The 17,279-nt window shown below is 66.2% G+C and carries 10 protein-coding genes; 3 read left to right on the forward strand and 7 right to left on the reverse strand.

Translation table 11 applies throughout. The annotated features are described in order from the left end of the window. Positions 1-374 precede the first annotated feature (374 nt). The 7 genes from VFE28_15275 to VFE28_15305 form a co-directional block, all read right to left on the reverse strand. Positions 375-644, reverse strand: coding sequence for an RNA-binding protein (locus VFE28_15275; GenBank protein ID HZM17360.1), 270 nt, complete (start codon positions 642-644; stop codon positions 375-377). 447 nt (positions 645-1,091) lie between these two features. Further along, positions 1,092-1,379: a hypothetical protein gene (locus tag VFE28_15280; GenBank protein HZM17361.1), complete on the reverse strand. Its 288-nt coding sequence runs from the start codon at positions 1,377-1,379 to the stop codon at positions 1,092-1,094. Between the two features lie 249 nt (positions 1,380-1,628). Continuing rightward, positions 1,629-4,340, reverse strand: a complete 2,712-nt coding sequence (locus tag VFE28_15285) for an FG-GAP-like repeat-containing protein (GenBank protein ID HZM17362.1) — start codon at positions 4,338-4,340, stop codon at positions 1,629-1,631. 53 nt (positions 4,341-4,393) lie between these two features. Beyond that, positions 4,394-5,041, reverse strand: coding sequence for a hypothetical protein (locus VFE28_15290; GenBank protein HZM17363.1), 648 nt, complete (start codon positions 5,039-5,041; stop codon positions 4,394-4,396). 488 nt (positions 5,042-5,529) lie between these two features. Further along, the gene (locus tag VFE28_15295; GenBank protein ID HZM17364.1) at positions 5,530-9,585 is read right to left on the reverse strand and encodes a M6 family metalloprotease domain-containing protein; all 4,056 of its coding nucleotides are present in this window, start codon (positions 9,583-9,585) and stop codon (positions 5,530-5,532) included. 281 nt (positions 9,586-9,866) lie between these two features. Then, positions 9,867-10,664 carry a hypothetical protein gene (locus tag VFE28_15300; protein ID HZM17365.1) on the reverse strand — a complete coding sequence of 266 codons (798 nt, stop codon included), beginning with the start codon at positions 10,662-10,664 and terminating at the stop codon, positions 9,867-9,869. Between the two features lie 85 nt (positions 10,665-10,749). Continuing rightward, on the reverse strand, positions 10,750-14,310 hold the full coding sequence (locus VFE28_15305; protein HZM17366.1) for a S8 family serine peptidase: 3,561 nt from the start codon (positions 14,308-14,310) through the stop codon (positions 10,750-10,752). Positions 14,311-14,753: 443 nt separating this feature from the next. On the opposite strand from VFE28_15305, the gene VFE28_15310 reads away from it, so the two are divergent. The 3 genes from VFE28_15310 to VFE28_15320 all read left to right on the forward strand — a co-directional run bounded on the left by VFE28_15310 (position 14,754) and on the right by VFE28_15320 (position 17,248). Further along, positions 14,754-15,281, forward strand: a complete 528-nt coding sequence (locus VFE28_15310) for a YfiR family protein (GenBank protein HZM17367.1) — start codon at positions 14,754-14,756, stop codon at positions 15,279-15,281. 1 nt (position 15,282) lies between these two features. Beyond that, the gene (locus tag VFE28_15315) at positions 15,283-16,725 is read left to right on the forward strand and encodes an ATP-binding protein (protein HZM17368.1); all 1,443 of its coding nucleotides are present in this window, start codon (positions 15,283-15,285) and stop codon (positions 16,723-16,725) included. A gap of 70 nt (positions 16,726-16,795) precedes the next feature. Then, entirely contained in the window at positions 16,796-17,248 is a 453-nt protein-coding gene (locus VFE28_15320) for a response regulator (protein ID HZM17369.1), read from the forward strand. Positions 17,249-17,279: the final 31 nt, after the last annotated feature.

Here is a 17,279-nt window from a genome sequence, read left to right on the forward strand (position 1 = left end):
CTGCGAGCCGCTGGCCCCATCCAGTGCCGATGCATGACTGTCATCCTACCTGCTAGCCCTACTTACTTAAACAGGGCCTTGACGAATCCCCACGTTCCCCTCGCGCTCGGTGTCTGGCTATAGTGGATCACGCGGACGCAACGGAGTGGGGATGAGTGGGGACGGCCGATTTCAGATTTGAAATCCGCGGGGCCGCAAGGCTCTTGGGGGTTCGAATCCCTCATCCTCCGCCACTCTGGCCTTCCTCAGTTTCGCGCTGATGATCATCGAACAAACGAAGAGGGACCGACGGAAATCGGCCCCCTTGCTTCGGATGTCAGCGGTGCGTCGTCCTGCCACTTCGACGAGGCAAGACGCGCGCTGCATCTGGGTGCTTACACCGCCGGCCGGCGCTGCGATGTTGGTCGCAGCCGGGCTTCGCGGACGTTCAAGTTGTTCCCGCCGAGCTGGTGGCTGTCGAGGGCGCTGATGGCTGTCTCGCCACCCGTTTCCATCTCGACGAATCCGAATCCCCGCGGGCTGCCCGTGTCGCGGTCGGTGATCAAGCGCACCGACGTCACGGATCCATGCGAGGAAAACAGGTCACGGAGCTGGTCATGGGTGGCTTCGGCGGGCAGGTTGCCCACATAGATGATCTTCGGCATGTCTCGCTCCTCCTGCAAAGGCCTTTGGGTGCTCGCTCACGCACCCGTTCCCTCCCGTGTGGGAAGGGCTGACCCACTTGGTCAGTCTGCAAATGGCGACATTGGGAACTGGAGCGAATCTCGGGAAGACGATCAGAGCGTGACTTCAGGAGGATTCACGCCTCGCGCACCAAGTGCACTTGCGCAAGCATCATAGCAGCTGCACCTCCCAGGTGCCACATCTATTTTTCGTGAGGCCCGGGTTGCCATCCTCCTCACGGCACGCCTCCGCGGATCTCCTTCTGGTACCTGCCGCTCGAGCCGCGGCCCTCCAGACTGCAGCGTGGATGATCCCGACGGGCGCGAGCTTCACTGCCGCACGCTGCCTGACGGAACTTCACGCCAGACTCCGCGACGCAGCCGCGTTCATCTTCCCGAATCACCAGGTCCGCGCCGCGGCACTCGTTCTCAATGACTGTCTCTCGTGCAGTGCGCGTCGTGAAACGCGATCCCGGCTGCCGTCAGGTCGAACGTCTTGTCGTGACGCTGGTCGGTGACCAGCACGACCATCTTGCGCATCCGCAGGATCCCGACGTCTTCCATCTGCATCGGCATCCGGTGCTTGTGCTTCTGGATCTCCGGATGCTCGAGCCAGTCGAATTGCTCGTTCGGCCCCTTGTATGCGTGGAACTCCGGTGACGCCGCCGGCGGCGTCTTCCGGTGCATCGTCACGAGGGTGTGCAGAAGCTCGTCCACCCTCTTGTGAAGAGGCCAGAATACCGCGTTTGTCAACGGATCCCTCCCTCTCGTTTGCTGCTGGAGGAACTCGATCTGCAAAGATCGTAGCAGAGAGCAACGGCCAGCGTCACGGTTTCGTTCCGCGTTCGGCGCCTGTCGCGGAGGGGAGGCGCATCTTCATTGCACCTTGCTCTGGCTGGAGACTGGGCCGAGGCCCCAACGTGCGCGCATGCCGTGCCGGAAGCGTTCGCGCTTCACCGCGCCGTGCTAACGCACGAGGACGACCTTGCGCTGCAGGACGGCGTCGGACGTCGTCAGGCGGACGATGTACAGCCCGCGCCCGGCACGGCGGCCCGATGCCGCAACGCGATCCCATAGCGCTTCGTGCGATCCCGGGGCCTGGTCTGCCACATCGAGAGCCCGGACGAGCCGCCCGCGCACATCGAGGATCTCGAACCGCGTGCGCCGGCTCGCTTCTCCGAGCGTATAGCGGATGCGCACAGGGGAGCCGCCGGGAGGCTCGATGACCCGTGCGAGCGCGGTCATGGGATGGCGCAGATCGCGAGCCGCCTCGATGGGCCCGGCGAGAGTGGAAGACCCATCGGCGCGCATGAGCAGCAGCCGGTACCAATACGTTTGGCCTGGCAGGGCGGTGCCATCGACGTACGACATCACACCCGCGGACGTCGGCAAAACGGCGAGTAGCCGGTACGGGCCTTCGCGACGGTCGGCTCGTTGCACGCCGACGTCGAAGGCTGGATCGCCGCTCGCGTACGCGACGCGCCAGTGGAGGCGGATTCCCGCCTCCGTGGCCGTCGAAACGAAGTCCTCGATGCTGACATGCGTCGGGTGCGAGCGATTCCAGAGAATCGTCACCCCTGGTGAGCCCGCGTTGGCAACGGCTATGTCCTGTCTGCCATCGCTATTCAGGTCGGCGATCCGGAGTTCGCGGGGACTCTTTCCGACGCCGAAGCAGGACCTCTCGCCGAAGGTGCCATCACCCGCGCCGGATGCGATACAAACATCATTCGTCCACTGCAGCTCCAAGAGATCGTCGAAGCTGTCGCCGTCCAAGTCGTCGAGCGCGAGATCCCAGGCGAAGCCGCCGGTGAACAAGATCTCCGCCCCGAGCTCCGGCGTGCCTGTGCCCAACAACGTGACCCTGCGGTACGAGGAGCCGTGCTCTGCGTAGGCGTACTGCACGAGGACGATGTCGGTGTGCGCGTCGCCGTCGACGTTTCCCGCCGCCATGCGGTCGCAGGACCATCCGGTCAGTCGCAGCAACTGAGGCGCGAAGGAGCCGTCGCCGTTGCCGAGGATCGTACCCAGCGCCCCCCTCCCCCCTTCGAAGTAGGAGGAGCCGTAACTCACCAGGATGTCCATGTCTCCGTCCTCGTCCACGTCGAGTGACTCGAGGTCGTTAATGTGGCTCTGCGCCATCGCGCCGAGGACGCGGGGCTCAGCGAAGGTCCCGTCTCCAATGCCCCGACGCAGGGACACTTGCCGCCCGGCGCCGACCAGATCGAGGATGCCGTCGCCATCGAAGTCCGCGAGATCGGCGGCTACGGAAGAAGCCGCGTCCGGGAGCGGGTCGAATCCGCCGTCGCCGCGGCCGAGGAGAACTCGGAGAGAGCTTCCGGAGAGCACCGCGTCCGTGTCGCCATCCAGGTCCAGGTCACCCAGAGCGAGAAGCGAACCCTTCGGAGCCGCGAGGTCCGCGGTGCGCAGGAAAGCGCCAGTTCCCGTCCCCGCGAAGAAGGCGATGCCGTCCTCTGCCGAACGGTCGTTCGCGTACGTGGCGGCGATGTCGAGCGCGCCGTCGCGATCGAGGTCGCAGGTCGCGACGCTGCGCGTCGGTCCGCCCGTAGGAATCTCGCCTTCGCTGCCGAAACTGCCGTCGCCGTTTCCGTAGGCGATCGCCACCATCCCCGTGCCAGTGGTCATGGCGACGTCGGCCCGCCCGTCCCCGTCGAAGTCGGAGGTCACGAGCGTCGACGCCCCCGGGGCGGCCACCGAATCCCTGGGCTTGGCGAGACCGCCAGGCGTGCCTCGGTAGACAGAAAGTGTCCCATCGTCCCAGACGGCGACGAGGTCGGAGAAGCCATCCCCGTCGAGGTCGGAGGCGGCGAGTCCGTACGGGTGCTCCGGTGTGCCGCGCGTGTCGACGACCTGCCCCATTCCGAACGTTCCTCGGCCGAGGTTCGGGAAGAACATCACATTCGTGGCGTTGGCGGTCGCGATGTCGATGACGGTGTCGCCGTCCAGGTCGGCGAGCACGATGGCACGGGGACTGTAGTAGGAATCGAGCGCTGCTGGAAAGCCGAAGGAGCCGTTGCCGTTGAAGAGCAAAGACACGCCGCCACGGCTCGCCGACACACAAGCCGCGAGATCCAGATCCCCGTCGGAGTCCAAGTCGGCGCTCGCCACAGCCGTGGGCAACCTGCCGAAGCTCAAGGTCACGCGGTCGCCGAAGCCGCCACCGCCGTCACCTCTCCAAACGAAGACTTCGTCCGTGCCGCGGCTCGCCGCCACCAGATCGAGGTGTGCGTCGGAGTTCAGGTGCGATGTCGTCAGATAGTCCGCGGCGGCCGCCAGGCTCGTGTGGACGGTGAACGTCCCGTCACCGTCTCCGAGAAGGATCGAGATCAGACCTTCACCCTCCTGCCGGTGCGCGACCGCCAGGTCCAATCTCCCGTCGGCGTCGAAGTCGCCAGCGGCGAGAGCGCCGGCGTCCGCGACAACGTCGGAGTCGAGCCTTGATCTCGGGATCCGCCCGGCATTCCCGAGCCAGACCGAAATGCCCTGCGGACCGGAGTTCGCCGTCGCGATGTCGGCGACGCCGTCCCCGTCAAAATCCCCGGCGGCGACCCAGAGCGCCCTGCCTCCGGTGGAGGCGGAGATGAAGCTCGAGTCGAAACGGACGTCGAACGCGCGCCCGGGCGGCGCGACAACGAGCGTTACGAACGCCGCACACCACACGCGGCCTGGGATTGCCGCGCCAGGTCGATCTCGCGAATGGCGTGAATACTGCTTCATGGGCGATACATCGATTTGATCGTTCCCCAAGTTCCACGGGTGATTGCTGTCGGCGGCTCGCAGACGTAGATGCGGAACGTGTAGTCCGGATCCCCGATATCCGCCCCATGCCGGATCCAGCTCCCTTCCGGGATGCGCGTGTACGCCGCGCCGCGCGGGTAGGGGTCGAACTGTCCGCCGAGCCAGCCGCAACCGCCACCCGTCGTTCGCAGGACGAGCGTGTACGTAACAGCAGGGGCGACGCTGGCGGAGGCAGCGAAGTCGATCCCGACCCAATGTCGATCCACTGGAACGTAGGCGAGGGGCACACTCGAACTCGAAATCACCGTGCCCGGAAAACCGCGGCGGATCTCGGCGACGAGGGAGTCCTCGAACAATCTCCCGAACGACCGATTGCCGAGGAACTCGATGCGCGTCAGGTGACCCGCATGGCCGACGACGAAGGTCTGGGCGCGGTAGTAATCGGCCGATGGGCCGCCGGAGATCCCGGGCCACAGCTGCTGGGCCTGGTCCGGGACCTCGCAGGACGCGGCGCATGCTGGCATCGGCCGCAACACCGCGACGAGGAGCACGCAGACACGCACGTCATGGCGCACCGCCGGCTTCCCGGAGACGCGGGACCTGAAGAGTCGGGCGAATCGCATGGCGTACTCGCACCTGCACGAAACTTTCGAACGAGAGCATTGTACCGCGCGCGGCAAGGGATAGGAAGTCCTTGCCAGCCGGGGTGGTGGTTCGTTCCGCGTTATTTTGAGTTCCGTGAGGTGCTCGGCCAGTGTTCTGCCACAAAGCGCCAGGTGCGGCCTGCGGTGGTTGTATTCGCTTTCCCCGCGTGTTTCTTCCGCAGCTCCTGAGGTGTTCTGAAGACCGTGCGGCGATAGAATTCGTCCTCGTGGGTACGATGACTCCTCTCGACCTTGCCCTTGGCCTCGGGAGAGGCAGCTGGAGTATGGCGGTGCTCGCACACAGCCTGTTGGGGGACGTGTACGACAAGAAGGCTCGGCAACAAGAGTCTCCCTGCCAGCAGGATCCCTCCTTCGGGGAGGCCACCAAGCCTCCGGAGGTCGGGCGGAAATCCGCAACGTCGCCGACGGCCACGTGCCATTCAGGGCCGTCTGCTCCGAGCCCTGGGCTATTGCAGCACCGCGAGCTTCCGCGTCAGCCGACGCGTCCCCACCTGCAGTTCGTAGATGTAGAGACCGCTCGCCACCCGTGTGCCCGTGGCGTCGATCCCGTTCCAGGTGACGCGGTAGGCGCCTTCCTCCTGCCAGGAGTCCACGAGCCGACGCACCACGCGCCCGGCCACGTTGTAGATGGTGAGCCGCACGTGCCCGGCGTCCTCGGGGGCAACGGCGTAGTGGATGGTCGTGGCCGGATTCATCGGGTTCGGGCGGTTCTGCTCGAGAACCGTCAGACGCGGCGTCCTGTTCTCCGTCAGATCCGTCGTGCCGCAGGCTGGAGTTCCGTCGCACACCGTCTCGAACGTGCCGGAATCGGTGAGCGAGATCTCATCGAGCCACCAGCCCTCGGCCGGCGTCAGGTTGGCGGCGTTGCAGCCGAGGCGCCAGCGGACGAGCACGGACTTGCCGGCGTAGAGCGGCTGGCCGAGGGGCGCCGTCATGCCACCGAGGTTCACAGTCACCATTTGGAAGCCGTTCGAGTTGCCGCTCCAGAAGAGCGTTCCCCTGGCGAAGGGGCTGCCATTCGGGTTCACCGGCACACGCGTCGAGTTGTAGGTGTTGCCGATGTCCTGCCAGGTCGCACCGCCGTCCGCGGAGATCTCCAGCACCGCGCCGTCGTACCCATCCTCGAGGACGTACTGGTGCCGGAAGCTGAGCACGGAAGTCGGGCTGACGTAGAGCAGCGGCGAGACGAGGACGATGTTCTTGATCGCTGGAGAGTCGCTGGCGAACCAGGCGTGTGTAGGGCTGTAGGCCGCGCTCGTTGTATAGCCCCAGTCGTCGACACCGCTCAGGGCCGCATGGGTGAACCCATTTGGCGCGGTTCCCTCCATGTCATCGAAGAACTGCAGCGGCACCAGCTCCCGGTTCGACTCGAGCTCGAGGTCGAAGGTGCGCGTCACCGTGTAACCGCCTTCGGCGCTGAGATCGAGCGCCAGAGTGGCGGTCGTGAGGCACGGCGTCTGCGAGCTCACGCGGATCGCGAACGGTTGGTCGCCGCCCTCGAAGTGCTGCGCGTCGAGGTCGCCGTAACCGGAGGTCGGATGCTCCACCGAGAGATGGTTGGAGAGGCTGCGGAGCGTCGCGCCCACGGCCTTGGCGTGCGTGCCGCCAGCGTTCCGCACCGTCACCGCGAGGCTCAGGCTTTCGCCGCCGTCAGGCCGGCCGTCGCCGTCGCAGCCTGCCACCTCCGCCACCTGCACGGCGTCGATCACCAGATCCGGGGCGTCGCAGGCAAGTGTCACGTTGCGTTCCACCACGTTGGCGTCGACGTTCCCCTGGCTGTCGCGCGCCCGCACCACGAAGTAATAGGTGGCGTTGGGGGTGAGACCGGTGACGCGATGCTTGAGCAGACTGGTGGAGGCGATCGGCGTCACCGTCGGTACCGGGGAGGAGGAGGAAGCGTAGATGAGATAGGTTACGGGCGGGCTCATGTCGCTCGCCGCCTGCCACTTGAGGTCGGCAACATCGCAAGCCGGCGTGTTGGGGTTGCTGGCCGTTTCGAGCCCGGCGAAGATGGGGGCGTCCGTCTCGGCGCCTGTGCAGAGCGCTGTGGCCTCGCACTGCTGGCGCAGGATCGCGGCATGGGTCACCTGGTAGTCGTCGAGGTTCCAGCCGGGAAGCACGACCCCGGAGGAAGCCAGGTCGGTGGCCATCCGGAAGCGCAGCAGGCAAGTCTGGCCTTGCCAGGGCGCCATCGCCAGGTTCACGGCGTCGAAGAGCGGGTAGCTGGCGTTCATGCCGTTCCAGCACCGCCGACCCGAGATGGAAGACTGCGGGTTGACCATGACCGCGTCGTCGTACCCGACGTCGGTCTGGTCACCGACATCGATCCAGCTTTCGCCGCCGTCCAGCGACAGCTCGAGAAGGCAGCCGTCCCAGTCGTTCTCCGTGTCGTACCGGTGCCAGAACGTTACCACCGTGGTGGCAGACGGCACGAAGGCCGGGGGTTCGAGCGTGACGTCCTTGCCCGTGGGCGGGGCGACGCTGAACCAGGAGTGGCCGGGGATGGCGCCGAACGTGTGGTTGCCGTTCGTGTTGTGGGACCAGTCGTCTTCGTTGATGGTGGAGCCATGCTGCCAGCCGTTCTCCGTCCCTGACTCCATGTCGTCCACGAAGGGCGAAATCGCCACGAAGAGCGAATCGACGGCGAGCTGGACGAGGATGTTCTGGGTTACCGAGTAGCCTCCCGCCGCCGCCAGATCGAGGGCCAGCGAGGCAGTGGCGCCACAGAAGGCGCCTGGGTTCCCGTGGATACGGAACGGCACGATCGTGCTGCCGACCCTGCCGCGCCCGAGGTCCGGGAACTGCGCCGACCCCTGCACCACGGAGAGCATGGGATTCTGGCTGGTGAGGGTGCCGGTGATCCCGGTCGCCGGGGCCGCTGTGGGCCCGTTGCGGATCGTGACCGCGAGGCTCACGTTTTCGCCGGGATCGACGAAGCCGTCCAGATCGCAGCCTCCGGAGACACGGGAGAAAGACACGGAGAGCGATGGCGTAGTGTCGCAGACCTGACCCACGCTGAAGCTCGCCAGCATCTTCTGGCTGCTCGGTCCGATGTTGCGCACGCTGACTCCGGTGGCGGCGCCGGCATGATCGCGCGACGAGGGCAACGTCGTATCGTCCCAGTTGGCGTTGTTCTCGGCGCTGAAGAAATCCTCCGACTCGCCGAACCACGGGCCCACGACGGGCGGCGCCGCTGTTTGCATCTCCCACTGGTTATCGGCCTCGATCACCATCACCTGATAATGACCGGTCAGGCACGGGTTGCCCGTTGGGCAGGACTCGTCATTCTGCGTCAGGACGTTGTTGTCTATGTGCGTGATCAGAAAACCGGTGCCAAGAAGGTACTGGTCCCACTTCTTGCGCTGCCGGTTCTCCACCAGGAACCACTCGTTCTGCGAGTAATCCCCGCCGCGCCAGAGCTTCACGGCCTCTGCCGCGTCGCCCTGGTAATAGAGCGGCGCCGTCTCGTCGCAGACGACCTCGCGCGGTGCGAGCCAGCCGAGTTCCTCCTTGCTCCAAGCGCACATCTGCGTCGGCGTGGCTGGGTGAGCATAGTCGCCGCCGTACGCGCCAGCGGCCATGAGGCAATACAGGCCCATCCCGCCGGTGCTCACCTGTCCCGCCGGGTCGTAGGCCGTGCGGTCGTAGAGGTCCGGCAGCCCGAGGGCGTGGCCGAACTCGTGGCTGAAGACGCCGATCTCGATGCGGCCGGCGAAGCAGGACAGCGCCGGCATGATCACGTAGTCGTCGACCAGGAGGGGCTGGCCGTTGGCGCCGATGTCGTTGGTGACAAAGGGCTGGCCGTGCTGGGTCCAGCCGGAGTACGAGAAGGAGTGCGACCAGATCTCGCTGCCACCGCATTCGCCGCCTTCGTTCGGGTGCACGAACATGACGAGGTCCACCTTGCCGTCGTCATCGCCGGAGTTGGGGACGTTGTCGGGCCCGTCATTGTCGTAGATGCGGAAATCGAGCGTCGGGTCCGCGGCCTGCAGCGTGTGGCGGATGAAGGCACCGGCCTCCCCCGACGCGGCGCTCGTTCCCAGGCCATTGTCGTCGCCGGTGTAGAACAGGCCGGGCTCGGGCAGGGGGAACCAGCCGAACACGCCGCCCTGTAGATCGAAGGTGCCGTACGACATGTCCCGATAGTGCTCGCGCATCGACCCAGGCTGGCCGAGCGGGTTGGTGGCGCCGTACTCGAGGCTGAAGAGCTCGTCCACGAGATCGGTCACGGGCCAGTCGGGGGCAGGCTTGTCGGCGTAGATGCCGGCAAGAACCGGGCAGAAGCGCGTCGTGGTGATGCGCGACGAGGCGATCGTCTCGGCCGAGCTGCGGGAGTGCCCCTTGCGCTCGAGCTCGCGGACGAGCTGGCGTCGTTGCAACTTCTGGCGCTCCACCACGCTGCGAAAACCTTGGCGAGGGTAGAAGAGTCCTGGGTCTCGGCGCAGCTCCTCCCGTACCGAAGCGGGCAGGCCGCGGCTGTTTCCGGGCGCTGGTGGCGGCATGGCGTTCGCTGCTCGGGGCACCAGGAGGAGCAAAGCCACGGTCACGGCCCAGGGCCGTGCGATGGTGATGGGCCAGGTCCGTGCGATGGTGATGGCCCGAGGCCGCGCGATGGAGAAGGGCCTGCCGCATGATCTGGTGGGTACACGGCCATTCCGCGGGTATTCGACACGATGCATTTCCGCTACCTCTAGGTCGAATGCGGTGAATGTTTGAACGGGCGCCGCGCTCGGTCGAGACAGGCTGTGCTTCCCCGTCGTCGCTGCGCACGCGGCGCCCATTCCTATCGGTACAGGCCCTTCACACCACCCCAAACCCAAGTCTCGATCGGCACGAGCAAGCAGGGCTCGGCCACGAAGCAACTCTCTTCGCCGTTGGTCCCTGTGGCTTGGAACTTCCCGGCGAGCCAGGAGGCCTCATGGCCACCTTGCGGAAGAGTGCAGATGTTGCGGAAGTCGGCTGCCGAATCGAGCGTGGTCCCCAGATTGGTGAGCGACAGGGTGTAGCGCACCGTTCCCGCGACGACGAGAGGCGAGAAGACGTCGCCCTGGGCCACGCACGCTGCGTAGACCTGCGGGTCGACCAGACCGGCCTTGACGCCCTCGAGGGTGGTCACGCCGTTGGTGAAGATGCCGAACCCGCCGGTGGCGCTCGATCCCTCCAGGTGATACCAGGTGGTTCCCTGGTCGGCGACGAGCGTCGTGCACGCCGCAGGGATGGGAACGCCGTCGTAGACCGTGCCCGTGCTGACGATGCTCGAACCCGCCAGGATGGTGGCGCCGGTGAGGCTCACGCCGGTGCCCGGAGGCACGTTGAAAAAGAACCCGGTGAGGACGGGATTCCCGAGCGCCGGGCTCTGGAAGGGGAAGACTCCGGAGGTGTTCTCGATGGTGAAGGTCACCGTCGCCGTCCCGGTCCCGGAGGCGAAGTTGCCGCCCGTGGCCGTGAAACCGATGGTGGCCTGAAACGACACTGTTTGATTCTCGGGACACAGGCCGTCCACGTTGGCGACGATCTGATCGGCCGACGCCGCGCCGGGCGCAAAGGCGAGGGTCACGATCGCAACGAACAGTGTTTTCATGGCGTGGCTCCTTGGTTGCGCGGTGGTTGTACCAAGCATCTCTCTCGGCCGACACCTCACGGCCCGCTCCTCCCTTCGCTGGGCATCAGCGGAGCAGTGTCATTTTCCGCGTCGCCAGGGTTCCGCCCCCTGCGAGCTCGTAGAAGTAGACGCCGCTCGGCATGTCGAGTCCCGCCTTGCTGCGCCCGTCCCACCAGACCAGGTGCTCTCCCGCCGGACGCTCCTCGTTCAGGAGCACCTGAACCAGTCGGCCGGCGACGTCATAGACGGCGAGTCGAACCCGGCCCCCTTGCGGCAGCGCGAAGGCGATGCGGGTGCGGGGGTTGAACGGGTTCGGCACGTTCGGGTCCAGCCGGTAGGCCGGAGGCGTCGTCGCGATCTCGGGCTGGTCGCTCGTTGTCATCTGCGTCGTCGAGATCGTGTACAAATGGTACGGACTCGGCTGGCTCTGTGAATTGGCGACGACGAAGGTGTAGGGGCCGCCGGCCGGGATCCAACGCACGACCTCGGTGGCCCCGTGCGTCGCCGACTGCGCCATGAGCCTTCCCAACGGATCCAAGAGGTAGAGAGAGAGCGCGTTGCCGTCCGGCACCTCCAAGACCGCCGTGATCAGAAGAGTGGACGAGTTCGTGGCGACGAGGTGAGGGGCGCCGGTCAGAAGGTCCGTCAATCCAGCAACGGTGCCCGCTGCAGAAACGGAAGTCTCCGTCGGGTTGCCGGTCCCGCTGCTGGCGCCATCATGAATGACGAACTCGTCCACGTAGATCATGTCCCTCTGCGGCTCGGGAGAGTCGTTCCGCACCACGAGACGGAAGACGTGGTCGCCATCGGCCGTCTCGAAGGCAGCGACCTCTCCGAAGCTGAGATCCTTCTTGCCGGAGTGGTCCGGCTTGTCCGGATCCGCTGGATCACGGTGGAAGTCAACGAGTCCCTGCGAGGTGGCGTCGATGAAGACTTCGGCATTGCCGCCCCGCGGCCCGCGGGCGATCCGCATCTCCACTTTCGACCCCGACCAGGCGAACTCGAGGAAAGCTTCGCCCCCGCCAGCGCCGACGTTGCGGCAGTAGTGGCCGTCACTGGCGCGCGAGTCCTCCACGCGGTGCCAGCCGCCGCTGCGGCTGACGCTCGGGTCGTCGCAATCCAGATGCGTGATGACGGGTGGCGTGGCCACTCGGCCCACGGCAGCGGCGGCGTTCACCAAACCGAAACCATGCAGCGGATCCCATCCGGGAGCACCGAGATCCGTTGCGGTTTCGTCGATGATCGCGCGCACCTGCTCGTTCGAGAGCAAGGGGTCGGAGCCGAAGACCAGAGCAGCCACGCCGGACACGTGCGGGCACGCCATGGAGGTGCCACTCAGCTTGGTGAAGTCACTCCTGCCGTTGAATATCGTCACCGTCGGATGGTCCGGCAACGCGGCCAGGGCCGCGCCGTCCTCCTGTGACATGGAGACAGCAGGCACCCAGTCGCGGCCGCGCGTGTCGTCCCGGGCAGTCCCGAGGGTGCCGTTGAAGTTGCCCGCGGCGTTGTTGTAGAGGATGACGCCAATGGCCCCCGCGTCCTGCGCCGCTCGCACTTTGTCGGCGAAGCTCGTGCCGCCGCGCTGTACCAGCACGATGTTTCCGGCGGACTCGGGCGGGTAGTCCGAGGGCAGGAGCCCGAGGCCCGCATCGACGGCCAAAGCAGTGATCCCTGGGGTCGTGGCCGCGAACTCCAAGGGATTGGCGTCGAGCCTCGCTCCAGCGTGGTCGACGCGGGCTTCACTGCCCGTGCCGCGGGGGAAGGTGGAGCGGACGTCGACCCCTGGCGCTACGACCTCGAGGCCTGGTCCGAAGTCGGAGAACTGCGCTCTTGCGAGCGTCCTATCCACGGCTCCGACGGCCAGCACGTCGGGATAGCCGGCGGGGAAGTTGAGGACCGGCGTTCCCACACCCTCCACGCCGTTGCCCGCGGCGGCGACCACCAGCAGGCCGGCCGCGAAGGCCGCCCCGTAGGCGGAGAGGCCAGTGGTGCTCGGTACCCTGCCGCCGAGGCTCATGCTGGCGACGCGAATATCGTTCTGCACGCACCAGTCGATGGCGGCCAGGATGTCCGATTCGAAGCCGCTGCCGGCATCGCTCAGCACCTTTAGGGCGTAGAGCTCTACCTCGGGGGCGACACCGACCACGCCGACGCCGTTGCGCTCGCCGGCGATGGTGCCGGCGCAGTGCGTGCCGTGGCCATGGCCATCTGCCGGCACGGGTGTATCGGTGACGAAGTTGTAACCGCCGCGGAAACGGTCATCGAGATCGAAGTGCAGCGCATCGATGCCGGTGTCGAGAACAGCCACCTTGATCGTCCGCCCGGTGGTCCGCTCCCAGACCGCTGGCGCGCCGACGGTCGTGATGCCCCAGGGAACGTCCTCACCGTCTGCCGTAGAGAAGGCCGACCCCTGCATCGGCACCGAGGTCGGCGAACCCTCGGCGTCGTGTTGGAAGACGAGGGAGCCCGCATAGGGCCCCGACGCCGGGGGACGAAAGCTCACCTCGAAGCCTTGGCTCGTCCCCGGCGCCAGGACTGCTCCGCTCGGCGTGACGGTGAAGGCGGTGTTGTTGGAGGTCACGTTGGAGACGGTGAGGGAGCGAGTGGAGCTGCTGTTGGTGACCGTCGCCGTGATCGTCCCGCTCGCTCCAGCCTCGAGGCTGCCGAAGTCCAGGCTTCCTGGTTGGACGGAGAATTCCGCCGTCACGCTCTGTAAGGGGAAGCTGCGCCCGCCGCCGCTGTTCGGAGCGCGATCGATGTTGACGAGCACGCCGCCCACGCCGGTGGCGCCCACGAGCTGCTGGCACTCGACGTAGGGGCTCCCCAGGACGTCTCCCGCTCCCGGAGCGGCGTTGCCGTTCGGCGCGCCGGCGAAGTTCGTGTTGGTCATCAGGATCTCGATGATCCCGCTCTCGACGTGGATCGCCCCGGCATCGGCAGGACCGACATCGGTGGCGAAGTTGCCATCGATGAAGCCGTAGCCGAAGGTGGGGGGTCCGGTCTCGGGCTTGCGCATTTCGACGTAGTACTCGTCTGCCGCGGTGCTGCCGGGTTTCTGCAGGGAGAAGACGAGCTTCCAGATGCCGTTGATGGGAAAGCCGTCGCCTGTCTGCGGGTTCGCCCCGGCGAGGCTTTGCACCCGAATCGAGAACAGCAGGTGCTCCGTATCGGGCTGGGACAGCCAAGCTGCAAGGATGTCCTGAGTCGCGTTTCCCGGCGGCGACTGGTCCCCGGCACTGGCACTCTCGTCGATCTCGGGGTCACTCTCGTTCCCCTGTGCGAGCATGACATTGTCCGGCTCGACGTAGTGCACCCGGTCATCCTGGCGGATCGCCTCGACGATGGCGTCACTCCCGGCCTGGATGGCGTAGGCCGGCACGAGCGAGTAGGCATGCAGGATCTGGGCACCATGCCCGGTGACCATGGCGCGCTCGCTTGGGCCCGGTGGGTTGTAGAAGGCGACGAAGTAGCGCCCTGCCGCGGACGCCACTGGGCGCTCCATGGGATAGCCGCCGAGCCTCTGGCCTTCGCCGGCTTGCTTCCCGAGGGAGGGATCGGCCCCGAGAGCGAGACAGGCGATGAAGACGGAAACCCAATGACTGGGACGTCGAAGGCAGGATTCCATGACCAGGCTCTCCCGGATACTGGAAGGAGTCTGCTGCACCGCTCGGCGCGGAGCGCGGCCACCTCCATGGTGCATTCTTGGCGGAGGAGAACGAGGGAGAGTCTCGCGAAAGGAGAATGACGTCGCCGTGAATTCCGCATTACATGTGCTTCATCCTGGTACCGGCCAGCGGAGGGGCAGAGAGGAGCCGCCGGCTCACATCCTTTGGCGGCAGAAACACATTGAATCTGCGGTACTTCTTCAACATCGTGGGGGAGGCGCAGGCTCGTTGCCTTGATCCAGCTCCGGAACCAGGCGGCGGACGTGCAAGAGGGACCGAACCCCCATGGGCCGGCGGTATGGCGCTTCCGAGACTCCCCCCCAGGAGCCCACGGAGGCCGGCGCGTCAGCAGCCGGGCCGGCGCCAGCCGCTGTCCGGGAGTTGCCGGCGCTCGACGGGGGCGATGCTCTGCCTACTTCTCGCCGCGACGGCGCCCGCCGCGTCCCAGCCCACGACCCCCACGGAGCATCAGGTCAAGGCAGCGTTTCTCTACAACTTCGGTCGTTTCGTGACCTGGCCCGCGCGCGCCTTCGCCGACAGCACGGCCCCCTTGCTCGTGGGCATCCTGGGTGAGGATCCCTTCGGAACGGAAATCGACGCCATGCTGCGGGGCAAGACGGTGGAAGGCAGGCCGGTGCAGGTGCAGCGTTTCCAGGAGCTTCGGGATCTCGGTCCTTGCCACATCCTCTTCACCGCTCGGTCGGATCCCGCTTTTTTGCAACAGTTGTTCGCCACCCTGCGCGGGCGCCCGGTGCTGACCGTCGGCGAGTCGACGGATTTCACCTCTCGCGGTGGGGTCATCCGGTTCTACTTGGAAGAAAACAGGGTGCGCTTCGAGATCAACGTGCGGGCGGCGCAACGGGCCGAGCTGTGGATCAGCTCCAAGCTGCTGAAGCTGGCACGGATCGTCGGGGAGGAGTCCGAGCGCTGACATGAAGAGATTTCGCGACCTGGCCATCCAGCGCAAGATGATCCTGATCATCATGGCCACGACCATGGTGGCGTTGCTGCTCGTCTGCTCTGGGTTCGTGGTGTACGACGTGCTGGCTTTTCGCCGCTCCATCCTGGGGAATCTGTCGATCCTGGCCAGCGTCATCGCCTCGAACAGCACGGCGGCGCTGGCCTTCGGCGACAGCGCCGCCGCTGGCGAGACCTTGGCGGCACTCCAGGCGGAGACCCACATCGTCGAAGCGGCGATGTACAACTCCCAGGGACAAGTGTTCGCGACCTACTCCCGCGCCGCCGGCGGGACGTTTTCGCCTCCCCCTCCGCAAGACGATGGACACCACTTCGGTGACGACCACCTGTCCCTGCACCGGGGCATCGAGTTGGCGGGGGAGCGGCTAGGGACGCTGTACATCCGCTCGGATCTGGCAGCCATGCGTACGCGGCTCACCCGCTACGCCCAGATCGTCGGTCTCGTCGTCGCCACCTCGCTCGTCGTGACCCTGTGGCTCTCCGCCCAGCTGCAGCGCCTCATCTCCGCTCCCATCCTACGGCTCGTACACACGGTGCGCCGAGTCTCGGCGGAGAGCGACTACTCCTTGCGCACCGCGAGCACGGGACGGGACGAGCTCGGGACCTTGATCGACACCTTCAACGAGATGCTGGGGCAGATCCAAACGCGGGAAAGCGCCTTGCAAGAGCGCACCCGGCAGCTCGAGGCGGCGAACAAGGAGCTCGAGTCCTTTAGTTACTCCGTCTCCCACGATCTACGTGTCCCGTTGCGCGCCATCGACGGCTTCTCGCTCATCCTCCTCGAGGAGCATGGTGGGGAACTGGGCGCCGAGGGGAAACGACTGTTGCAGGTCATCCGCTCGAGCGCTCAGGAAATGGGTCAGCTCATCGATGATCTGCTGTCCTTCTCGCGCTTCGGGCGGCTCCAGATGGAGCGATCCGAGGTGGATATGAACGGTCTCACTAGACAGCTGGTGGAAGAACTGCTGGCTCTGGAAGGCCCGCGCCGTCCACGGGTGGAGATCACCGACCTGCCCGCCACCCAGGGCGACCGCCGCATGCTACGGCAGGTGTTCGTGAACCTCGTGGCCAACGCGCTCAAGTTCACCCGCCACCAGGCGGATCCCCGGGTGACCATCGGCGGTTTCGCGACCGCGAGCGAGACGGTCTACTTCGTGCGTGACAACGGCGTCGGGTTCGACATGCGCTACGCCGACAAGTTGTTCAACGTCTTCCAGCGCTTGCACAGTACCGAGGAGTTCGAAGGCACCGGCGTGGGGTTGGCGATCGTGCAGCGGATCGTGCATCGCCACGGCGGCCGCGTCTGGGCCGAGGGCGAGGTGGGCCACGGTGCGACCTTCTACTTCGCCCTCCCGGGTCAGGTTCTTGAAGCGTCACCGGGCGCGGGCTATTCTTGAACCAGTCGCCCAGGGCTCTCCCCGGTCCGGACCTGCAACGGCCGGCCGCGCCCCGAAAAGGAGTCCCGACATGTCCGGTGGTAAGACGACGGCTCCAGGGGACGTGGACATTCTGCTCGTCGAGGACAACGCCAACGACATGGAGCTCACCCTGCGGGTGCTGCGGAAGATCGCCACCGCCAGCAGGATCCGCGTCGTCCGCGACGGAGCCGAGGCGCTCGAGTTCCTCTTCCCGCCCGGGGCGACGGCTGAGGCGGCGCCGGAGCCGAAGATGATCCTCCTGGATTTGAAGCTCCCCAAAGTGGACGGCCTGGAAGTGCTGCATCGGATCAAGATGGACGAGCGCACGCGGTGCATTCCGACGGTGGTACTCACCTCCTCGCGGGAGGAGCGCGACCTCCTGCGCAGCTATCGCCTCGGAGCGAACAGCTACGTGGTCAAGCCCGTGCGGTTCGACGAGTTCGAAGAAGCTGTGTCGGAGCTCGGTCTCTACTGGTTGCAGCGGAACGCCCTGCCGACTTGATCACTGGCACTCCCGCGGCCAGCCGCGGAGC

This window comes from Candidatus Krumholzibacteriia bacterium (genome assembly GCA_035649275.1).
GTDB lineage: Bacteria > Krumholzibacteriota > Krumholzibacteriia.